Genomic DNA, 19,360 nt, shown 5'->3' on the forward strand with positions numbered 1-19,360 from the left:
GTTCGGCGGACGCGGCGGGGCACCTACCTCGCGGGCACCTACCTCGCGCGCAGAGGCTTCGCGGCTCCAGCGAGCACCAAAGCCACCAGAATCGGAATCCCGATCGCCAGCAGGGCGGCCCTGATACCCGTGACATCGCCCAGGTAGCCCAGCAGCGGCGGCCCGGCCAGGAAGGCAATGTAGCCCAGGGTGGACACGACGGACACCCGGGCGGCCGCCTTCCTGGGGTCATCCGCCGCGGCGGACATCCCGATCGGAAATGCGAGGGCGGCGCCCACGCCCCAAAGCACGGCACCGGCAGCGGCCAGCCAGATGGTTCCCGCGAACACGAAAAGGCAGAGGCCCGCTGCTGCCGCGGCCATGCTGGCGCGGAGCACGGCCACGCGGCCGTAGACATCGATCGCGCGGCCGCCGAAGAAGCGCATGGCCGTCATGGCCAGCACAAAGGCTGCGAAGAGCAGCGCCCCCGTGGATTGTTCGGCGCCCAGGCCGTCAACGGCGGCCTTCGCAATCCAGTCGTTGCCGGCGCCTTCAGTCAGGGTGGCGCCGAGGACGACGACGCCGATCAGCAGCGTGCGGCCATCCCGCCAGGCCGACCCAGCCTTTGCGTGGTCCGTGTCTCCTGCGGCGGGGGCCTCGGCGGGCAGATGCGGCAGGAAGTACCGCGGGGCCACCGTGGTCAGGACGGCGACGACGGCGGCTATGACCAGCAGGTGCTCCGGGAGCCCGACTCCCAGGGTGGACAGTCCTGCGCCGATCAGGGCGCCGACGAACGCGCCGCCGCTGAAGGCCGCGTGGAACTGCGGCATGATGGTCCGGCCGAGCCGGTGTTCGACGTCGGCACCTTCGATGTTCTGCGAAACGTCCCAGAGCCCGACGCCGATCCCGAAGAAGAACAGGGCAATCGCCGTCCCCGGGACGGAGGCCGCCATCAGGGACAGCGCGACGCCGACGCCGGCGGCCGCGGCCACCAGGCCGGCACCCCGGACGGTGTTGGCCGTGCCGATCCGGCCGACGACGAATCCCGCCGTGGGCAGGGCGATCAGCGAGCCGACCGCCAGGCACAGCAGGAGGGTTCCCATCTGGCCCGCGGTGATGTGCAGGATCTCCGTCACTGCAGGGATGCGGGCTGCCCAGCTGGCGAACACTAATCCGTTGATCCCGAAGACAAGGAAAGTCGCCCCGGTGGCAGCTCTAAGTTGCGGGACGGTTGCGGTACTGGTCATACGATCACTGCTTCCACCGAGTGTTGCGCGAGTTGGTCAAGGTCTTCAGGGCTGAGCTGCTTGTCGGTCACGATGGCGTCGACGGCGTCCAGGGAGGCGACGAGGGCGACGGCGCTGGCGTTCCACTTGGATCCGGCGCACGCGACGATCACCCGGGCCGCGGATTCCAGGCCCGCACGCTTGACTGCGGCGTCGTCGAGGTCGTGGGCCAACAGCCCGTCCTTGAGGTTCAGGGCGCAGGGCGTGACGACGGCGGTGTCGAAGCGCAGGGAGCGGATGTTGGATTCCGTCATGGGCCCTCGAAAGGACAGTTCACCGGGGACGAGGCTGCCGCCCGGCATCAGGAGTTCGGGGCGGCGCCCGGCAGGCACATCGTCCAGAGACAGCGCGGTGACGGCTCGCAATGACATCGGCATGATCGTCAGCTCGCGATGGCGCAGCTGGCGGGCGATCTCCGTGGCGGTGGTGCCGCTGTCCAGCCAAAGGTGGCCGCGGTCCTGGAGCATGGCGGCCACACCGGCCGCGATCCGCATCTTGGCGGTGTGGTCCTCCAGCTCACGCTGCCCGTATTGCGGGTTTTCGCCGCCGAATACCAGGCTCTTGGCTCCACCGTGGATCCTCCGCAGCACGCCGTGCAGGGCCAGGGTGTCGAGGTCGCGCCGGATGGTGGCACCGGAGGCGCCGCAGGCGGCCATGAGGTCGTCCACCGTCACCTGTTCCCGGTTGCGAAGCAGTCCGCCGATCAGGCGGTGCCGCTCATCAGTGTTCATGCTCAAATGCTAACGGTTTGTGATCACTTAATCATTTGTTGCGGGGTTGACTACCAACGCGGGGTCACTTAGCGCCCATGACCGCCCCCGGAATGGGCCGTATCTGACTCCGCGTTGTTTGGTGGTCCCCGCGTTGGCTTTAGCGGGCGCGCTCGACGCGCTTTTCGTCCCAGACCGGTTCGGCGGACTCGTAGACCCTGCCATCGGACCCAAAGACCAGGAAGCGGTCGAAGGTGCGGGCGAACCAGCGGTCGTGCGTGACCGCCAGGACGGTGCCTTCGAAGTGATCGATTGCCCGTTCCAGGGCCTCGGCCGAGTGCAGGTCCAGGTTGTCGGTTGGCTCGTCGAGCAGCAGCAGCGTGGCGCCGGAGAGCTGCAGCAACAGGATCTGGAATCGCGCCTGCTGGCCGCCGGAGAGGGATTCATACTTCTGCTCGGACTGCGCGGCCAGCCCGTAGCCGTCCAGCGCCCCGGCGGCGGCTTCGCGGCCCATCCCGGACCGGTGCTCGTCGCCCCGGTGCAGGATTTCGAGCAGGGTCTTTCCCAGCAGGTCGGGCCGGACGTGGGTCTGGGCGAAGAAGCCGGGCCGGATCCGGGCGCCGAGTTTCACGGTGCCCTCGTGCGGGACTTCCGCGATCTCGACGTCGGACACCGGCAGGTGCTCCCGCTCCGGATCCGTGCCGCCGGTCGCGAGCAGGCGCAGGAAGTGGCTCTTGCCCGAACCGTTGGAGCCAAGGACGCCCACCCGGTCGCCAAACCAGATCTCGGTGGAGAACGGCTTCATCAGGCCCGTCAGTTCCAGCTTCTCCGCCACGACGGCGCGCTTTGCGGTGCGCCCGCCCTTGAGCCGCATCTGTACGTTCTGCTCGATCGGCAGGGCCTCGGGCGGACCGGCCTCGAGGAATTTCGCGAGCCGGGTCTGCGCGGCGTGGTAGCGGTTGGCCATGTCGGAACGGAACGCGGCCTTGTTCTTGTACATGTTGACGAGTTCCTTGAGCTTTACGTGCTCCTCGTCCCAGCGCTTGCGCAGCTCCTCGAAGCGCGCGTTCCGGTCCGCCCGGGCCTCCACGTAGGAGCCGAAACCCCCGCCGTGGATCCAGGCGCCGGCGCCGTTGATGCCCGGTTCCAGTGTGACGATGCGGCCGGCGGCATTGTTAAGCAGTTCCCGGTCGTGGCTGATGAAGAACACGGTCTTCTTCGACTCGTTCAGCTTGGCCTCGAGCCAGCGCTTGCCCGGGACGTCGAGGTAGTTGTCCGGCTCGTCCAGCAGCAGCAGCTCGTCGGGGCCAGCGAAAAGTGCCTCAAGGACCAGCCGCTTCTGTTCGCCGCCGGAGAGGCTCGACGCCGGGCGGTGCTGCGCCCGGTCGAACGGCAGGCCGAGCGCGGCCATGCAGACCTCGTCCCAGACGGTCTCGACGTCGTAGCCGCCGGCGTCTCCCCAGTCCACGATGGCCTGGGCATAGGCCATCTGGGTGGGTTCGTCATCGTGCTCCACCATGGCGAGCTCTGCCTCGTCGACGGTGCGCGCGGCGGCGGCCAGCGCCGGCGGCGCAGCGGAGACCAGCAGGTCGCGGACCGTGGAGTCATCCCGGACCTGGCCCACGAACTGGCGCATGATCCCCATGTTGCCGGAGCGGCCGATCACGCCTTCATCCGACACGAGGTCGCCGGAAATGATCCGGAACAGCGTGGTCTTGCCGGTTCCGTTCGGTCCGATCAGCGCCGTCTTGGTGCCGTCCGGGACCTTGAAAGTCACCCCGTTGAGCAGCTGGGTGCCGTCGGAGAGGAAGTAGTCGATGCCGGAAACGTCAATATGAGCCACGCGTTCAATCTTCCCATGGTCTGACCGCGGCCGGGCGGCGCGGACTTTTCCTGATCAGCTGGCTCGGGTGAGGAATTCCTTGAGCAGCGGTCCGGACGTGGTGGCTCCGAGGCCGCCGTCCTCCACGAAGACGGCGACGGCCAGGTCGCCATGTACGGCCACGATCCAGGCGTGGGTCTTGGGCGGGGTGTCCTTGCCGAACTCGGCCGTTCCGGTCTTCGCGCCGACGGGCTCGCCCGGGACGGAGGCGAGGAATCCGGCATGCCCGCTGGTCACGACGGCCCGCATCATGTCAGCCAGCGCCCCGGCTTCCGCTGCCGTTACCGGGGTCTCGGCGGCCTTGGCCGGTGCCGCGGCCGACGCCGTCGCGTCACCGGTGGGCGGGGTGGCCTGCGCCGTGCCTGTTCCGGCACTGGCGGGACTCCCGGCACCCGGGGAAGTGACGCCCTCATTCGGATTCAAGACCAGCTGGGCGGCCACGGGGGCCCCCTTGGCTACCGAGCCGGCCATGATGGCGGCGGCCAGCGGGGACAGGAGCACTTTGCCCTGGCCGATCATGGAGGCGGCGTGTTCGGTTCCTTCGGCGTCGCCGGGGACCGAGCCGAAGAACGCTGCGGCGCCGAGCGCTGGCGCTTCGACTGCAACGCCCAGCGAGGTCGCGGCGGACTCGAGCTGCGCCTGGCTGACGGTGTTGCGGGCGTTGATGAAGGCTGTGTTGCAGGAGTGTGCGAAGGCGTCGCGCAGTGTCACGGAGCCCAGGGAGGACTCGGGGTATCCCTCAGCGTTCTTGAAGGTGCGGCCGTCCACCGTGAGGTTTGGCGGGCAGTCCACTTTGGAATCGGGGGTCATTCCGTTGCGGAACATGGCCAGGGAGTCGACCATCTTGAAGATCGATCCGGGGGCGTACTGTCCCAGCATCGCGGTGTCGTAGCCGTTGCTGCCTGGCCCGGACGCGGCCGCCAGGACGGCGCCGCTGGAGGGCCGGAGGGCCACAATGGCCGACGCGGGGCCGATCTTGCCGAGCACGTCTTCCGCCAGCTGCTGCAGCTTCGGGTCCAGCGTGGTTTTCAGCGGGGTTCCGGCTTTGATGCCGGTCTCGAACAGCACCCGCCTCGGATCGGGGGAGGCCGCCTGGATTTCCGCGGCGGTGAGCCCGGATTGCTGTGCCCGAATCACGATTCCGTCGGTTCCGCGCAGCTGCGCGTCGTACTGCTGCTGCAGGCCCCCGGCTCCGGTGGTGTCACCGGGTTTGAGTGCGCCGCCGGACTTCTCGATTTGCTCGGCGTTCGCCTCGGCGACTGTACCCAGAAGTGCCCGCGCAAACGTGCGGGTAGGTGCCAGCGGCAGGCTGTCCGGGATGGCGCGGCCGCCGGGGATGGCGGAGATCTGCCTGTCCGTGATGGTCCGGGAGCCGTCCTCGCGGAAGGTGATGGCCGGAACGAAGGCGTCCGGACCGGCCGCCTTGACCTGCTGGGCGTAGGCTGCCGGGTCCACGCCGACCAGTTGGGCAAGCTTGGTGGCGGAGTCGGCGGGGTCCGCGCCGCCGAGTGCGGGCTTGTCGACGCCAACGTTGACCACTGGCCGGTACGCAACCAGCGGGGCCCCGCCGGCGCCGAGGATGGAGGCCCGCTGCGGCGTCTGGGTGGCACGGGTGAGGATCTCCCCGTCAGCCAGGTCCGGGACCAGGATGGCCGGTTTCCAGACCGGAAGCCACTTGTCGCCGGATTTCTTCAGCTGCGCGGAAACGGTGTACTTCCATTCCTCCGCGCCGAGTTTCCAGGTGTAGTTCAGCGGGAACGTGGCCGTGTCCGACTCAAAGGTCAGCCCGCCGGCCTGCACTGCCGGTTTGTCCGGGTCCAGGCCCTGGAATATTTCCTTGAGCTGGTCGTTGGCGGCGCCCGATTCCTTCCCCTCGAAGGCGACGGAGCCGACGTCGAGCGCGGACACCGCGGAAGCGAGCTGCTGGGCGGCGCCTTCTGCGCCGTTCCGGCCGTCCCCGCAGGCCGCCAGCGAGGCGCCAAGGACAAGACCCACGAGGGCCAGTGAAAGTTTGGATGTGTTCCCCATGCCGCCATTATGCCCCGGACCACTGACAACTTCCCTGTCACATGGACCAGGCGCAAAACACCGGCACACGCACCGTCGCATAACGCCGCCACGAACAAGGCGCCGGGTATGCCTCAGGCTGCCTAGGGCCGCCGGATGATCCTGCGCTGCGCGGCCACGGCGATCGCGGCAGTGCGGTTGTCGACGCCGAGCTTGCCGTAGATGTGCACCAGGTGGGTCTTGACCGTGGCCTCGGAAATGAACAGCTGCTTCGCGATGGCCCGGTTTCCCATCCCGGTGGCCAGCAGTTCAAGCAGCTGTATCTCCCGGGCGGACAGGGCCGGCTCCGGATTCCTGATCCGGCCCATCAGCCTGGCCGCGACCTCGGGTGCCAGCGCCGTCCCGCCGGCCGCGGCGGAGAGCACCGCCTGACGGATCTGCTCCGGCGGGGCATCCTTGAGCATGTAGCCGCTGGCGCCGGCCTCGACGGCGGCGAGGATGTCGGCGTCGGAGTCATAGGTGGTGAGGATGAGCACCGGAGGCGCCGGTTGCCCTGCCTCTCCGGCCTTGATCTTGCCGGTGGCGGTGACGCCGTCCATGCCCGCGCCCATCTGCAGGTCCATGAGCACCACATCCGCGGGCTCGCCCAGGGTGTGGAGCTTGGCCAGTCCGGCCAGGGCGGCGCCGCCGTCGGCGGCCTCGGCCACGACGGTGATGCCCTGCAGATCACCCAGCATCGCCCGCAGCCCGGCCCGGATCACCGGGTGGTCGTCCACCAGGAACACCCGGATGTTGCTCATGGCTGCCCCCCGCTGATTTGCCCCGACGTGGCGCCGGAACCGGACGCGGTGCCCTGCGCGGAATCAGGGGCTTGCCCCAGTGGCAGCCGGATGGCCACGACGGTTCCCTCGCCCGGGGCAGACTCGATGTCCAGCTGGCCATGGAGGGCGTCCACGCGTTCCCGCAGCGACGTCAGTCCATAGCCGGAACCGTCGGGACGGGCCGGCAGGGCCGCGGGGTCGAACCCGGTGCCGTCGTCGTAGATGTCCATGGCCACTTCCGGGCCCAGGAAGGAAAGGGTGACGACGGCGGTGCTCGCCTGCGCATGGACCCGTACGTTGGCCAGACTCGCTTGGGCGGCCCGGAGCAGGGCCGTTTGGTGGGCGCCGGGGAGTTCCACCGGCACACCTTCGACGTCGAGGCGGCAGCGCAGCCCGGTACCCCGCGCGGCGGTCTCCGCCTCGGTCTTTTCACACAGCCGGAGGAGGCCGGACACCAGGGAGCCGTCCTCGAGATCGGGGGACTGGAGCGCCCGGACGAAGTTGCGGGCCTCAGCAAGATTGGCGGCCGCCGTGTCCCGGACAATGCGGAGCCTTTCCCGTGCCACGGCGGGTTCGCCGTCGTCCAGGGCCTTCTCGGCCGCGCGCCCCATGAGCACAATGCTGGACAGACCCTGGGCCAGGGTGTCGTGGATTTCGCGGGCCAGCCGGGTGCGCTCAGCCAGGGTGCCGGCATTGTGCTGGGTTCGCGCGAGTTCGGCACGGGTGCGGCGGAGCTCCTCGGCGGCCAGCCGCTGGTTTTCGGCCTCCAGGAACAGTGCCCGGTAGGCCAGCCCGGTGACCACGGCAAAGGCTGCGCCGAACGCGGGCCCGAGCACCATGGGCAGCTGCGGCGCCACACTGGCGGGATCCGGAGATGCTGCACCGCCGTTGTGGAACCAAAGCGCTCCAATGACAAAAAGGGTGCTGAATGCGATCGCGGGCAGCGCCAGCCGGCGCCGGAAGACATGCAGCTGCAGGAAGAACAGCGGGAAGGCCAGCCAGACGAAGTCGGCGCTGGTCCAGATCAGCAGCAGCCACAGGACGCACACGCCGCACAGCCACCAGGCCGAGTAGGGCCGCGGATCGAACCGGGTCCGGTGGGTGGCGTGCCGCTTCTCCAGAACGGTGCCCACCAGGTAGAAGGCGGCGAGCAGCAGGGCCAGCAGCAAGGTGAGCCAGCTCTGGCCCGTGATTCCGCCGGTCAGGAGCCGGACCAACGCCACCAGGAGCAGCACCGCGAAGCCGACGTGAAGGCTCACGCGAAGAACGCGCAGAATGACGGCCGCCCCGGTGGGCTCCGTACCCGCGTGCTGATGGCCGCCATCCGGCGTGCCGCCAGGCAGCGTGCCGACGTTTCGTGTGACCCCGTTGCCAGTGCCGTCGTGAGTAGTGCCGTCGTGGCTAGTGCCGTCGTGGACCGTGTTGCCGGCGTTGCCCTCCATGCTTCCAGCGTAGTGCCGGCGGGGCGGGGCTCCTGCGGAAAACGGCCCGCCAGCGGCGGAATCAACCTTTCGGTTGACCGCGTGGCCGTCCGCGCGGTTCCGGCGGTCCAACCGGGCGGCCGATGCCTCGGAGCCAGGCGGAGGGAAGGCTGGAAGCAACGCCGCAAACGTCACAAAAAAGGACAACCATGTATCTCGCCATCCGCGATATCCGCTTTGCCAAGGGCCGGTTCGCCCTGATGGGCGCGGTCGTCGCGCTCATCACGCTGCTGCTCGTCATGCTTTCCGGGCTCACGGCCGGACTGGGAAACCAGTCGACGTCGGCCCTCGCCGCCCTCCCGGCCGACCAGCTGGTCTTCGGCGCCCCGGCCGGGAGCACACCCAAGGCCTCGTTCACGGAATCCGAAGTCACGCGCGCCCAACAGGCGCAGTGGAGAGCACGCGACGGCGTCGCCCGGGCCGACGCCTTGGGGATCACCCAGAGCCGCTTCCAGGCGCTGGGCGCCGGAGGCGTGCCGGCACGGACGGCAAGTGTTGCGGTCTTCGGCACCGAGCCCGGCACACCCCTGGCTCCCGTCCCGCTGACCGAGGGAACCATCGCCGTCGGAGCGGGACTGGCGAAGGACCTGGATCTCAGCATCGGCAGCCGCGCCTCGGTGGGCGGCACCGAACTCGTCGTAACCGCCGTGGTTCCGGAGCAGTGGTATTCACACACCGGAGTCGTGTGGACCACGTTGGCCGATTGGCAGAAACTGGCACATGTTCAAGCGGGGGGCGCCGCGACGGTGCTGGCCGTAACGTTTGACCCCGACGCCGGACCCGGGGCGGATACGGGCGCCGCCAACGCAGCCGCGGGCACCGTCAGCACCACTGTTGACGAATCCTTCCAGGCCCTCGGCTCCTACAAGAGCGAGCACGGCTCGCTGCTGCTGATGCAGGCGTTCCTGTACGGCATCTCGGCCCTCGTGATTGTTGCCTTCCTGACGGTCTGGACGGTCCAGCGCACCCGGGACATCGCCGTTCTGAAGGCACTCGGCGGGTCCGCCCGCTACATCCTGCGGGACGCCATGGCGCAGGCAGCCCTGGTCCTGCTGGCCGGCGCCGCGGCGGGTGGGCTGGCCGGCGTCGCCGGCGGGGTCGTCGCGTCCCAGGCGGCGCCGTTCCTCCTTACGCCCGGGACCACGCTGCTGCCCATCGCCGGAATCGTGCTCCTGGGCCTAGCCGGGGCAACCCTCGCGGTCCGCAGCGTGGCCCGCGTAGATCCGCTCATCGCCCTCGGCGGCAACTGACCGGGCCCTGACCCTCCTCCCGTATATTCTTCGAAAGGCATATTTAGTGAACTCCGCACTGAACAATTTCGTCCCGAACGCCTCCAAGCTGAACAAGTCCGCCCTGAACAGTTCCAGCCTGAACCAGGCCGCTCTTAACCTGGTCAACGTCACTCTGGAGTACCCGGACGGAGACGGCACCCTCAAGGCCCTTGACGGCGTGAGCCTCAAGGTTCACGCAGGGCAGTTCGTGTCCCTGATCGGCCCCTCGGGGTCCGGAAAGTCGTCCCTGCTGGCCGTCGCCGCCACCCTCGTCCGGCCCTCCGCCGGCCTGGTACTGATCGACGGCCAGGATGCCGGCGGACTGCCCGACGCCGGATGCACCGCACTGCGCCGGGACAAGATCGGCATCATCTTCCAGCAGCCCAACCTCCTGCCCTCCCTCACGGCGATGGAGCAGTTGGTGATCACCCAGCGCCTGCGCGGAGGAGCCGCCCGGGCGGCAGCCGAACGGGCCGCGGGTCTGCTGGATCTTGTGGGTCTCGGGCACGCCCTCGCGAAGCGGCCCCACCAGCTCTCCGGCGGGCAGCGCCAGCGCGTCAACATTGCCCGGGCACTCATGGGAAACCCAGCCGTGCTGCTTGTGGACGAGCCCACGGCGGCCCTTGACCACCACCGCAGCGAGGCGATCGTCCGGTTGCTGCGGGAGGTCACGGACGAGTTCAGCGTGGCGACCGTCATGGTCACCCACGACACCGATTTCGTCCCGCTCACGGACGCCGTGGCGAGCATGCGGGACGGACGGCTGTCCGCCATGGCTGCTACGGCGGCTGAGGAGACGCGATTAGGGGCCCCGCGGTTGGGTTAGGGGACCCGGTAGCCGAGGCCCGGAACGCCGAGCCCGAACATGTCCTTGAGGGCATACCTGGCGGCGTGGAAGCCGGGCATCCCGGTGACGCCGGGGCCCGGCGGGGTGGAGGACGAGCACAAATACACGCCGGGTAGCGGCGTCCGCCATGGAACGGGGCTCAGCACCGGCCGCCGCAGCACGCCCCAAAGGTCCATGCGGCCGGCACCGAAGTCCCCGCCGACGAAGTTCACGTCGTACGCCGCCAAACCTGCCGCCGTAGTCACTTTGAACTCGACCACCAGGTCCCGGAAGCCGGGTGCGAAGCGCTCCATTTGCGCCATGACCGCGTCACTCATATCCACTGCGGAGCCGGCCGGGACATGGCAATACGTCCACAGGATGTGCCGGCCGGCCGGGGCTCGGCGGGAATCGAAACGCGAGGGCTGGGAGACCAGCACGTAGGGCCGGTCCGGATGGCGTCCCGCCGCAACCAGGCGCTCCGCTTCCGCGGTTTCTGCCCTGGTGCCGCCCACGTGCACAGTCCCGGCATCGGCGAGGCCCTGCGCCGCCCACGGCACCGGTCCGGAGAGGATGAAGTCGACCTTGCAGGCCGCGTTTCCGAAGCGGAAGGACTCCAGGGAGCTCCGGTAGCGTGCCGGGAGCCTGCCCTCCGCCAGGTGCAGCAGCGCGGGGGCCGCCACATCCAGGAGGGTGGCCCGCGTAGGCGGCAGCTCCGCGAGTGAAGTGATCCGCCTCCCGGTCTCGATCACCCCGCCATGGGCTTCGATGTCGGCGGTCAGCGCCTGGGCAATCGCGGCCGATCCGCCGCGGGGAATAGGCCAGCCGCCGGCATGCCCCAGGGCCGCCAGCATGAGGCCCGCGCCGGCTGCGGCCACCGAGGGCAGCGGCGCCACGGCGTGGGCGGCGACCCCGCTCAGCAGGGCGGGGGCCAGGTCCTGGCTGAACCTCGCGTTCCACAGCGGCGAGCCCTGTTCGAGCGCCCGGAGCCCGAATACGGAGGCTGCCACGGGATCTCCTGGAATCCGCAGCAGCTGGTTCAGGGTCAGGTCTGCGACTCCCTCCACCCGCCGCACGAGTGGCTCCATCAGCCGGCGGTACGCGGCTCCGTCCCGCCCAAGTTCCGCAACAGTACGGTCCAGGGAACGGTAGGCCAGCGCCGCACGGCCGCCGTCGAGCGGGGAACCGTATGAGAGGTCCGGCACCTCCAGGGGCACGCGCCGGGAGAGCTCGAACCGGCGGAAGAATGGTGAAGCCAGAACCATGGGGTGCACGGCCGAACAGACGTCGTGGAAGTGGCCCGGTTCCATCAGTTCGGCGGTGCGGAGTCCGCCGCCGGGTGTGGCGGCCGCCTCGAAGACGTGGACTTTGAGTCCGGCCCGCGCCATGGTCACCGCCGCGGCCAGCCCGTTGGGGCCCGAACCGACGACGGCGACGTCAGTCATGTGCGGGAGCCTTCCGCTACGGCACCCTTCCGCCACGGCACGACGGACGTAGCAGGCCGGCGAAGATTGATCCGCAGCCAGTCCGGGGCGCCATCGAAGGGTCCACCATGCGGATCATCGATCCGGTGGCGGCGGATCACGTCGTAGGACGGGTCCCAGATGTCCCACGCGACGCGGGCCATCAGGTAGGCGGTGGCGAGCATGTGGGCAACCACTGCCAGGACGTAATACGGCATGTCGATGTTGTGCTGGGTCGAACCGCCGCTGGTCGCCTGCCCCAGGTACATCCAGATGGCGCCCCAGTGCAGCGCTTCGATGGTCTGCCAGATGAGGAAGTCGCGCCAGCGGGGCCGGGCTAGGGCGATGAGGGGTATCAGCCACAGCACGAATTGGGGCGAGTACACCTTGTTGGTCAGGATGAATGCGGCCACGATCAGGAACGCCAACTGGGCGATCCTGGGCCGCCGGGGTGCTGTCAGTGCGAGGACGCCAATCAGGATGCAGGCCAGGAGGAACAGGTCCAGGGCCAGGGAGTTGATGGCTTGGGCCTCAAGCGGGTTCCAGCCCAGCCGTTCGGCCACCAGGTTGTAGGCGAACCAGGGGGAGCTGTAGCCTGCGGGCCGCTCCTGTGTGAACTGGTAGAAGTACTTCCAGCCGTCCGGATTTGCCGCGGCCACAGGGACGTTGACCGCCAGCCAGGCCGCGGTTGCGGCGCCGGCAGTGATAAGCAGCGCCCTGATGCGCCCGCTCCGAAGCGCCAGCAGCAGGACGGCGCCGAGGATTAATAGGGGGTAGAGCTTAGTGGCCGTGCCCAGTCCGATGAGGATTCCGGCGAGGACAAGCTTGTTTCGCGAAAAGAAGTACATGCCCAGGGCCAGCATGCACACGGCCCACATGTCCCAGTTAATGACACCGGCCAGGACAATGCCGGGGGCAAGGGCAACCATCGCCGCGTCCCAGGACCGCGGCCGGTTTGTCCGTGCCGTGGCCAGCACGGTGACGATCCAGACCGCGGCGATCAGGGTGGCGTTGATGTCAAAGTAGCCGAGGACGCGGGGATCCCCGGTGCCGGCGCCGGGGACCAGAAGCGCCGTGGCGCCCGCGATGAACCCCATCAGCACGGGGTACTCAAAGAGGCTTCCCTGGGTGATGAAGGGGAAGGCGCCATCGCCGAGGCCGCGGTTACGGAACAGTTCCGGAAAGTCCGAGTAGCACGTGGCGTAGAACTGTCCGGGTGTTTCCCAGCCGTGGGTGCGGCAGAAGTTCTTGAGCAGGATCCCGGCCAGGGCCGCGATGACTGTGAGGATCACCAGAACACGCTCCACCGTGAAGAATCCTGGCGAAACGATCCCGGGCGCCGAGCGCTGGCCCAAAGGACCGCCTACCACTTCCGTGAAGTTTCGGAGAAAAGGGTCGCTGCGGCTCGGGATGACCAATCGGATCCGTTTGCGCTCCGGCGGCTTTGTCTCCTGCATGTCCTTGAGCTTACCGGGGGCGGTTGCCCCATGCGGCGCGGTGGCGTTCCTGGCACGTCGGATCGCCTCCCGCGCACAATCCGGGGAGGCGAAGGGACTTAAAAGGGGGAGCCCGCGCGTCGCCGCGCGGGCTCCCTGGGATCGGTTCCGATGGCACTCATCAGGTTCTCCTTCGCTGCGGACAGTCCTTCCGGTAACGGGTTTGGTCCGTGCACGGGGTTGGTCCGTGCACCGGTGGCGGAAGTGTCCAGTACTCAGCGGATCAGGCCGGCCTGATGCATGGCGAGGAAGGTGTCGTCTCGCCTTTGGTCCAGGAGTTGGCCGTTGAAGCGGGTCGGCTTCCGGTGTGCCAGCTTTCGGAACAGGACCGTATAGAGCTTGTTCATCATGGTTCTTACCTCCCCTCGGGGGCTTGATCGGTGCGTCTTGGCAGCGGGGACGGCGGGGACGGCGGCGCGCTGGGTTGAAGCGGTGGTTGGGGTAGCCACGGGGACCTTTCATTGGGGGGATTGCTGCCTGGCCGACGGCAAACATGAGGCAAACGAGCGCAAACAGGCGGCAGGCAGGAATGGCCGGCCGAATCGGGCGGGGTATTTTGGGCGCGGCAAATAGAGCCATTAGTGCATTGAATTCGAATAGCCGATTCCGGGCGCGACAATTAAGCGCGCAATTCCAGGGCTTTAGTTAAGCCGGAATTCCGGAGACGGAGAAGTTATTCGATAGAATGGCCCCTGGACGCGGTAGCGCCGAGACCCCAACAAGAAGCTGGGTTCCGAACTATGGGGAAGCTGCGCAACCGCGTGGTTCCGCCTGTTCAGGCTGCTGTCACCGGGCGTTCCGTGGAGGAAGCCAGTTGCCGCCGGCCCCAGGTTGCATTACCTGGGACGGGGGAGCGGTCAGGAAACAGTCAGTCCGACATTTGGGCGCGGCACAGCGAACGAGGCCGGGGTGGCGGTGGTGGTGTACATCCATCCGCTAGTCAAAGTAATCATCATTTTCCCAACCTCCTTTTCTGTCCTGCCGTGGCTCCGGCTGACTGGCCGGGCGACGCGCGCCGTGACCCCGGCAAGTCGCTCTGGGGTCAGAAATAAAAATACACTACGAATGCGGCAGTTGCCTACCGAATTCATAAACTTTTTTTGACTTTGTTTTAAAATCCGGCTTTAGAGTCCCCAGCGCACGATTGCCGGGGTCTTTTTATCCCATCCCAGGGTGCAGACTTTGGCAGTTCCCAACACGAAGTGCCGGCCCTCGCGGGGGTCGAGTCCGAGCCACCGGGCGGTCAGGATGCGGGAGAAATGTCCGTGCGCGACGATCAGCACATTGTCCAGGCCCGATTCCAGAACCCGGGCCACGATCTTGTCCGCCCGGGCGGCGACGTCGTCGAGCGCTTCACCGTTGGGCACGCCGTGCGTCCAGATCAGGTACTCGGGGTTGTCCTTGCGGATGAGGTCTGAGCTGATCCCCTCATAGTCGCCGTAGTCCCATTCCACCGCCAGCGGCTCCAGCTGGGCGTCAGGGTAGCCGGCGAGTTCGGCGGTCCGGCGGGCGCGGCGCAGGGGCGAGGTCAGCACCAGGTCGAAGTCGACGGTCTCGAGCACCCTGCGCGCTTCCACGGCCTGCTGCTCGCCTTCCACCGTGAGGGGCATGTCGGTGAGCCCGGTGTACTGCCCGCTCTTGGACCACTCTGTTTCGCCGTGCCGCAGGATCCACAGTTGGGGGCGGGGGCCGTTAGATGGTGCAGACACTTAGGACTCCTCAGGGGTGGAAGTTTCGACGCCGGCGGGCGCCGCCTCGGGCTGGACCGCCCACCATTCCCGCAAGCGGGATTCGGCGACTGCGGGATCGAGCGGACCGTGCTCCATGCGTTCTTCGAGCAGGAATTTGTAGGCGCGGCCCACCACGGGACCGGGCTTGAGACCGAGCAGGGCCATGATCTGGCCACCGTCAAGGTCCGGGCGGACGGCGTCGAGGGATTCCTGTTCCCGCAGTGCCGCGATCCTCGTCTCGAGGTCGTCATAGGCGAAGGATAGCCGGTCCGCCTTGCGTTGGTTCCGGGTGGTCACGTCGGAGCGGGTGAGCCGGTGCAGACGCTCCAGGAGGGGCCCGGCGTCGGTGATGTAGCGGCGGACCGCGGAATCGCTCCAGCCGGCCTCACCGTAACCGTAGAAGCGCATGTGCAGCTCCACGAGCCTGGCTACGGCCTTGATGGTGTCGTTGTCAAAGCGGAGCGCCTTCATCCGCTTCGCGGTCAGCTTGGCGCCCACCATGTCGTGGTGGCGGAAACTCACCGCACCGCCCGGTTCAAAGCGGCGCGTGGCCGGCTTGCCGACGTCGTGCATCAGCGCCGCGAACCTCAGCACAAAGTCCGGGCCGGGAACCGGGCCGTCCGCCTTCGATTCCAGGGCGGCGGCCTGTTCCAGGACCTGGAGCGAGTGCTGGTAGACGTCCTTGTGGCGGTGGTGTTCATCGGATTCGAGTCGCAGGGCCGAGACTTCCGGCAGCACCAGGTCCGCGAGTCCGGTGTCGACCAGCAGGTCCACGCCGGCCCGCGGTTGGCCGGCGCAGATGAGTTTGATCAGTTCATCGCGCACGCGTTCGGCCGAGATGATGCTGATCCGTTCCGCCATCCGGACCATCGCCTCGCGCACCTCGGGGTGCACCGACACCCCCAGTTGGGCCGCGAACCTTGCGGCGCGCATCATGCGCAGCGGGTCGTCGGAGAAGGACGTTTCCGGCGGTCCCGGGGTATTGAGGATCGAGGCGTGCAGGTCGCGGGCGCCGCCAAAAGGATCGACGAGCTCCAGCGTGGGCAGCCGCAGTGCCATGGCGTTGATGGTGAAGTCCCGCCGCAGCAGGTCATCCGTGAGCGATGTTCCGAAGGCCACTAGCGGCTTGCGGGACTCCGGATCGTAGGCGTCGGCCCGGTAGGTGGTGATTTCGATCTGGAAGTCGCCCTTGCGCATCCCGATGGTGCCGAAGGCGCGCCCGATCTCCCAGTAGTTGTCCGCCCATTTCTTGATCAGGGCAACGGTCTGGTCCGGGGTAGCGTCGGTGGTGAAATCGAGGTCGGGGGAGATCCGGCCCAGAAACAGGTCACGGACCGGGCCGCCCACGAGGGACAGCTCGTGGCCGGCGTCGACGAACCGCTGCCCGAGCTCCAGAACCACCGGATCCACCTGGAAAGAAACGGTGTGGGAGTCAGTCTTGTGATGTGCGTGCGCCATAGTTACTTAAGCTTGTCAGAAAACCGCGCCAGCACCACACCGGAACCCTCACAGATCCGGCCGGTTCGTCACGATTGCAGACGAACCGCCGCGGGCCGACTTTCCCGGCAGTCCACTTTCCGGCCATGTTTAGGTCATCAACAGCGGGCAAGAGTCGTTAGAGTGGACCTCATGGCCCATCCCGTACCGAGCGCTCCCGGCAGGAGGACAAACGCACCGTTGCCGTCGGCAATAGGTGCCAATGTCGCGCCTGTCCAGCACACGGGCCACGCTTCCCTGCCCACCGTCGAGGAAATCTCCGCCGGCGGCGTCGTGGTGGACATGTCCGACGCCGACCTGCGGGTAGCGATCATCGCGCGCCTCAACCGAGGCGGCCGTCTCGAGTGGTGCCTGCCGAAAGGCCACCCCGAAGGCAAGGAAAGCAACGAGGAAGCTGCCGTCCGCGAGATCGCCGAGGAAACCGGCATCGAAGGCAGGATTCTGGCACCGCTGGGAAGCATCGACTACTGGTTCACCGTGAGCGGGCACCGCGTCCACAAGACCGTGCACCACTACCTGTTGCGGGCCACCGGCGGGGAACTCACCATCGAAAACGATCCGGATAAAGAAGCAGTCGACGTCGCGTGGGTTCCCATCCAGGAGCTGGCCCGCAAGCTGTCCTTCCCGAATGAGCGCCGCATCGCGGATCTGGCCAAAGAAGTCCTCCCAGAAGACCGCTGAAGGCCGCAGGTGCGGCCGGTCACGGCCACCGATAGCGACTAATGCCCCGCGCGGGTGAGACGATGAAGACGATGTCATCAGCCAAACCCACCCCCGTACCCTCCGGCCCCGCCGATTCCAAAGCTGTCCAGTCCGGAGAAGCCCGTTCCAGCGCCATCATGGCCGCCGGCACCCTCGTTTCGCGTTTCCTGGGCTTCGCCAAGACTTGGATGCTGGCCGCCGCCCTGGGCCTGGGCTCGACGGTCAACGACACTTTCATCAACGCCAACAACCTCCCCAACCTGATCTTCCTGCTGGTCGCGGGCGGGGTGTTCAACGCCGTTCTGGTGCCGCAGATCATCAAGGCCAGCAAGGCGCCAGACAAGGGAGCGGACTACATCAGCCGGCTGCTGACGCTGGCGGTGCTGGTGCTGCTGGTGCTCACGCTGCTGGTCACGTTGCTGGCGCCTTCCGTTATTCAGCTGACCACCCAGGGCTACTCGCCGCAGCAGAAGGCACTCGCGGTCTCATTCGCATTCTGGTGCCTTCCCCAGATTTTCTTCTATGGCCTCTACGCCCTGCTGACCCAGGTCCTCAACGCCCACGGAGCCTTCGGGCCCGCGATGTGGGCGCCGATCATCAACAACATCGTGGCGATCGCCGGTCTGGGCATGTTCATCGCCATCATGGGCGCCAACGCCGTTAATCCCCACACGATCGACAACTGGGGGTCCTTCCAGACCATCCTCGTGGCCGGGTTCTCCACGATCGGCGTCGTCGCCCAGACCGCCGTCCTGCTCATTCCCGTGTTCAGGCTCCGGCTGGGGCTGCGGCCGCGCTTCGGCTGGCGCGGGGTGGGGCTGGGCCATGCCGCGAAGCTGAGCGTCTGGACCTTGGCGACGGCGGCCGTGGGACAGCTGGCATTCCTTTACGTCATGCGCATCGCCACAATCCCGGGCGCGGAGCGGCTCCGCCTCCAACAAGCAGGGGACCCCGCGGCAGCGACGATTCCGGGTAATGCCGTGCTGGAGGTGGCCAGCCAGCTGTATCTGCTTCCGCACTCCATCATTGCCCTGTCCCTGGCGACAGTACTGTTCAACCGGATGACCCGGGCATCACAGGACGGGGACCGGGTTGCGCTGCGCAACGCCCTCTCCCACGGGCTGAGGACCATGGCCGTGGCAACCGTCTTCGGTGCACTGGCGCTCTTTGCGCTGGCCGGACCACTGGGCATGTTCTTCTCAGGCAACGTGCGCCAGGACGGCGTCATGCTGGCCCAGACCCTCACCATACTGGCCCTTAGCACCCCCTTCATGAGCGCCAACTTCATGATGTCGCGGGTGTTCTACGCCAATGAGGACGCCCGGACGCCGTTCTTCATCCAGCTGGTGCTGGCGCTGGTCAATGTGGCGGCCGCGTTCGCGATCCAGTTCCTGCCTTTCGATCAGATCATCTTCGCCATCGCCATCCTCTATACCGGTGGCAATATCCTCTCCGTGATCGTCAGCGCGACGTTCCTGCGCCGGCTCCTGGGTCACCTGGACGGACCTCGGATCGCCAGCTCCTACATCCGCATGGGCTACGCGGCCCTGGGTTCCGCCCTGGCCGGAGCCGTGGCCCTGTGGATGCTGGGCAGCTACAACCCGGACGGCTACGCCTGGAGCGACCGGCTCGCCGCCCTGGTGACGATCGTCGTCGTCGGTCCCGTCATGATGGCCGCCTACTTCCTGCTGTTGAAGCTCTTCCGGGTCACCGAGCTGCAGGACCTCCTGCAGCCTCTGCTTGGGCGGCTCCGGCGCCGCGCCGCGGGGCCGGCCACCGAGGCGGGCGCTGAGCCGCAGGCAGGCGGCGTACCGGAGGTGCGAAGGGCACCGGAGCGGGCCACCATCTCGGTGGATACAGGTCTGATTCCGCGAATCTCCGGTGAGTTCGACGCCGAGTCGTTCCGCGTCGGCCCCGACATCCGGGAAGAGGACTCGTTCCCTTACGGGCGTCCATCCGGTCCTGAGGGCGGATATCTGCCGGCCGAGGACCTCCCCAGTACCGCTCTAGGCGGTTTGGGCCGGGGCGATGCTCCCTTGCCGGGCCGCCGGACATACCAGGGCCCGGCCGGTCACAACCCCTATTTCCCGTTCAGCCGGAAAAAGAAAAAATGAGCCCGGCCCCGTTTCAAACCACCGTGCTCACGCGGCCTGGACAGAGCATCGGCTAGGATCGAAGACTAACAAGGGAAGTTGCGGACCAGCGGTCA

General features: G+C 67.6%; 15 protein-coding genes. 4 read left to right on the top strand and 11 right to left on the bottom strand.

Annotated elements, in window-relative coordinates; translation table 11 throughout:
* Window positions 1-38: 38 nt before the first annotated feature.
* The 6 genes from AC1DKQ_RS05675 to AC1DKQ_RS05700 all read right to left on the bottom strand — a co-directional run bounded on the left by AC1DKQ_RS05675 (window position 39) and on the right by AC1DKQ_RS05700 (window position 8,127).
* A complete protein-coding gene (locus AC1DKQ_RS05675) occupies window positions 39-1,226 on the bottom strand; it encodes an MFS transporter (RefSeq protein WP_476883058.1) in 1,188 nt (395 codons plus the stop codon).
* The gene (locus tag AC1DKQ_RS05680) at window positions 1,223-1,996 is read right to left on the bottom strand and encodes a DeoR/GlpR family DNA-binding transcription regulator (RefSeq protein WP_476918431.1); all 774 of its coding nucleotides are present in this window, start codon (window positions 1,994-1,996) and stop codon (window positions 1,223-1,225) included. The genes AC1DKQ_RS05675 and AC1DKQ_RS05680 overlap by 4 nt, the downstream gene beginning before the upstream one ends.
* Before the next feature lie 139 nt (window positions 1,997-2,135).
* Complete coding sequence (locus AC1DKQ_RS05685; protein ID WP_476883060.1) at window positions 2,136-3,818, bottom strand: ABC-F family ATP-binding cassette domain-containing protein; 1,683 nt, start codon at window positions 3,816-3,818, stop codon at window positions 2,136-2,138.
* Window positions 3,819-3,872: 54 nt separating this feature from the next.
* A complete protein-coding gene (locus AC1DKQ_RS05690; RefSeq protein WP_476918432.1) occupies window positions 3,873-5,885 on the bottom strand; it encodes a penicillin-binding transpeptidase domain-containing protein in 2,013 nt (670 codons plus the stop codon).
* Window positions 5,886-6,007: 122 nt separating this feature from the next.
* Complete coding sequence (locus AC1DKQ_RS05695; protein WP_476918433.1) at window positions 6,008-6,664, bottom strand: response regulator; 657 nt, start codon at window positions 6,662-6,664, stop codon at window positions 6,008-6,010.
* On the bottom strand, window positions 6,661-8,127 hold the full coding sequence (locus tag AC1DKQ_RS05700; RefSeq protein WP_476918434.1) for a sensor histidine kinase: 1,467 nt from the start codon (window positions 8,125-8,127) through the stop codon (window positions 6,661-6,663). Before AC1DKQ_RS05700 ends, AC1DKQ_RS05695 begins: the two co-directional genes overlap by 4 nt.
* A 188-nt stretch (window positions 8,128-8,315) precedes the next feature.
* Here AC1DKQ_RS05700 and AC1DKQ_RS05705 point away from each other — a divergent pair, with 188 nt between their 5' ends.
* Window positions 8,316-9,416, top strand: coding sequence for an ABC transporter permease (locus AC1DKQ_RS05705; RefSeq protein WP_476918435.1), 1,101 nt, complete (start codon window positions 8,316-8,318; stop codon window positions 9,414-9,416).
* Window positions 9,417-9,519: 103 nt separating this feature from the next.
* Window positions 9,520-10,263: an ABC transporter ATP-binding protein gene (locus AC1DKQ_RS05710; RefSeq protein WP_476918488.1), complete on the top strand. Its 744-nt coding sequence runs from the start codon at window positions 9,520-9,522 to the stop codon at window positions 10,261-10,263.
* Here the strand turns inward: AC1DKQ_RS05710 and AC1DKQ_RS05715 are convergent.
* The 5 genes from AC1DKQ_RS05715 to AC1DKQ_RS05735 all read right to left on the bottom strand — a co-directional run bounded on the left by AC1DKQ_RS05715 (window position 10,260) and on the right by AC1DKQ_RS05735 (window position 16,410).
* Window positions 10,260-11,708: a phytoene desaturase family protein gene (locus AC1DKQ_RS05715; RefSeq protein ID WP_476918436.1), complete on the bottom strand. Its 1,449-nt coding sequence runs from the start codon at window positions 11,706-11,708 to the stop codon at window positions 10,260-10,262. The genes AC1DKQ_RS05710 and AC1DKQ_RS05715 overlap by 4 nt on opposite strands.
* Window positions 11,705-13,183, bottom strand: coding sequence for a glycosyltransferase family 87 protein (locus AC1DKQ_RS05720; protein ID WP_476918437.1), 1,479 nt, complete (start codon window positions 13,181-13,183; stop codon window positions 11,705-11,707). The genes AC1DKQ_RS05715 and AC1DKQ_RS05720 overlap by 4 nt, the downstream gene beginning before the upstream one ends.
* Window positions 13,184-13,437: 254 nt before the next feature.
* Window positions 13,438-13,671, bottom strand: coding sequence for a hypothetical protein (locus tag AC1DKQ_RS05725; RefSeq protein WP_476883067.1), 234 nt, complete (start codon window positions 13,669-13,671; stop codon window positions 13,438-13,440).
* A 675-nt stretch (window positions 13,672-14,346) separates the two neighbouring features.
* Complete coding sequence (locus AC1DKQ_RS05730; RefSeq protein WP_377984279.1) at window positions 14,347-14,931, bottom strand: histidine phosphatase family protein; 585 nt, start codon at window positions 14,929-14,931, stop codon at window positions 14,347-14,349.
* The gene (locus tag AC1DKQ_RS05735; protein WP_476883068.1) at window positions 14,932-16,410 is read right to left on the bottom strand and encodes a CCA tRNA nucleotidyltransferase; all 1,479 of its coding nucleotides are present in this window, start codon (window positions 16,408-16,410) and stop codon (window positions 14,932-14,934) included.
* 171 nt (window positions 16,411-16,581) lie between these two features.
* Between AC1DKQ_RS05735 and AC1DKQ_RS05740 the strand changes: the two genes are divergently transcribed.
* Together AC1DKQ_RS05740 and murJ are read left to right on the top strand one after the other, a co-directional pair.
* On the top strand, window positions 16,582-17,130 hold the full coding sequence (locus AC1DKQ_RS05740; protein ID WP_377984281.1) for an NUDIX hydrolase: 549 nt from the start codon (window positions 16,582-16,584) through the stop codon (window positions 17,128-17,130).
* Window positions 17,131-17,201: 71 nt separating this feature from the next.
* Complete coding sequence (murJ, locus tag AC1DKQ_RS05745; protein ID WP_476883070.1) at window positions 17,202-19,265, top strand: murein biosynthesis integral membrane protein MurJ; 2,064 nt, start codon at window positions 17,202-17,204, stop codon at window positions 19,263-19,265.
* Window positions 19,266-19,360 lie beyond the last annotated feature (95 nt).

The organism is Arthrobacter sp. 05L421 (genome assembly GCF_056397785.1).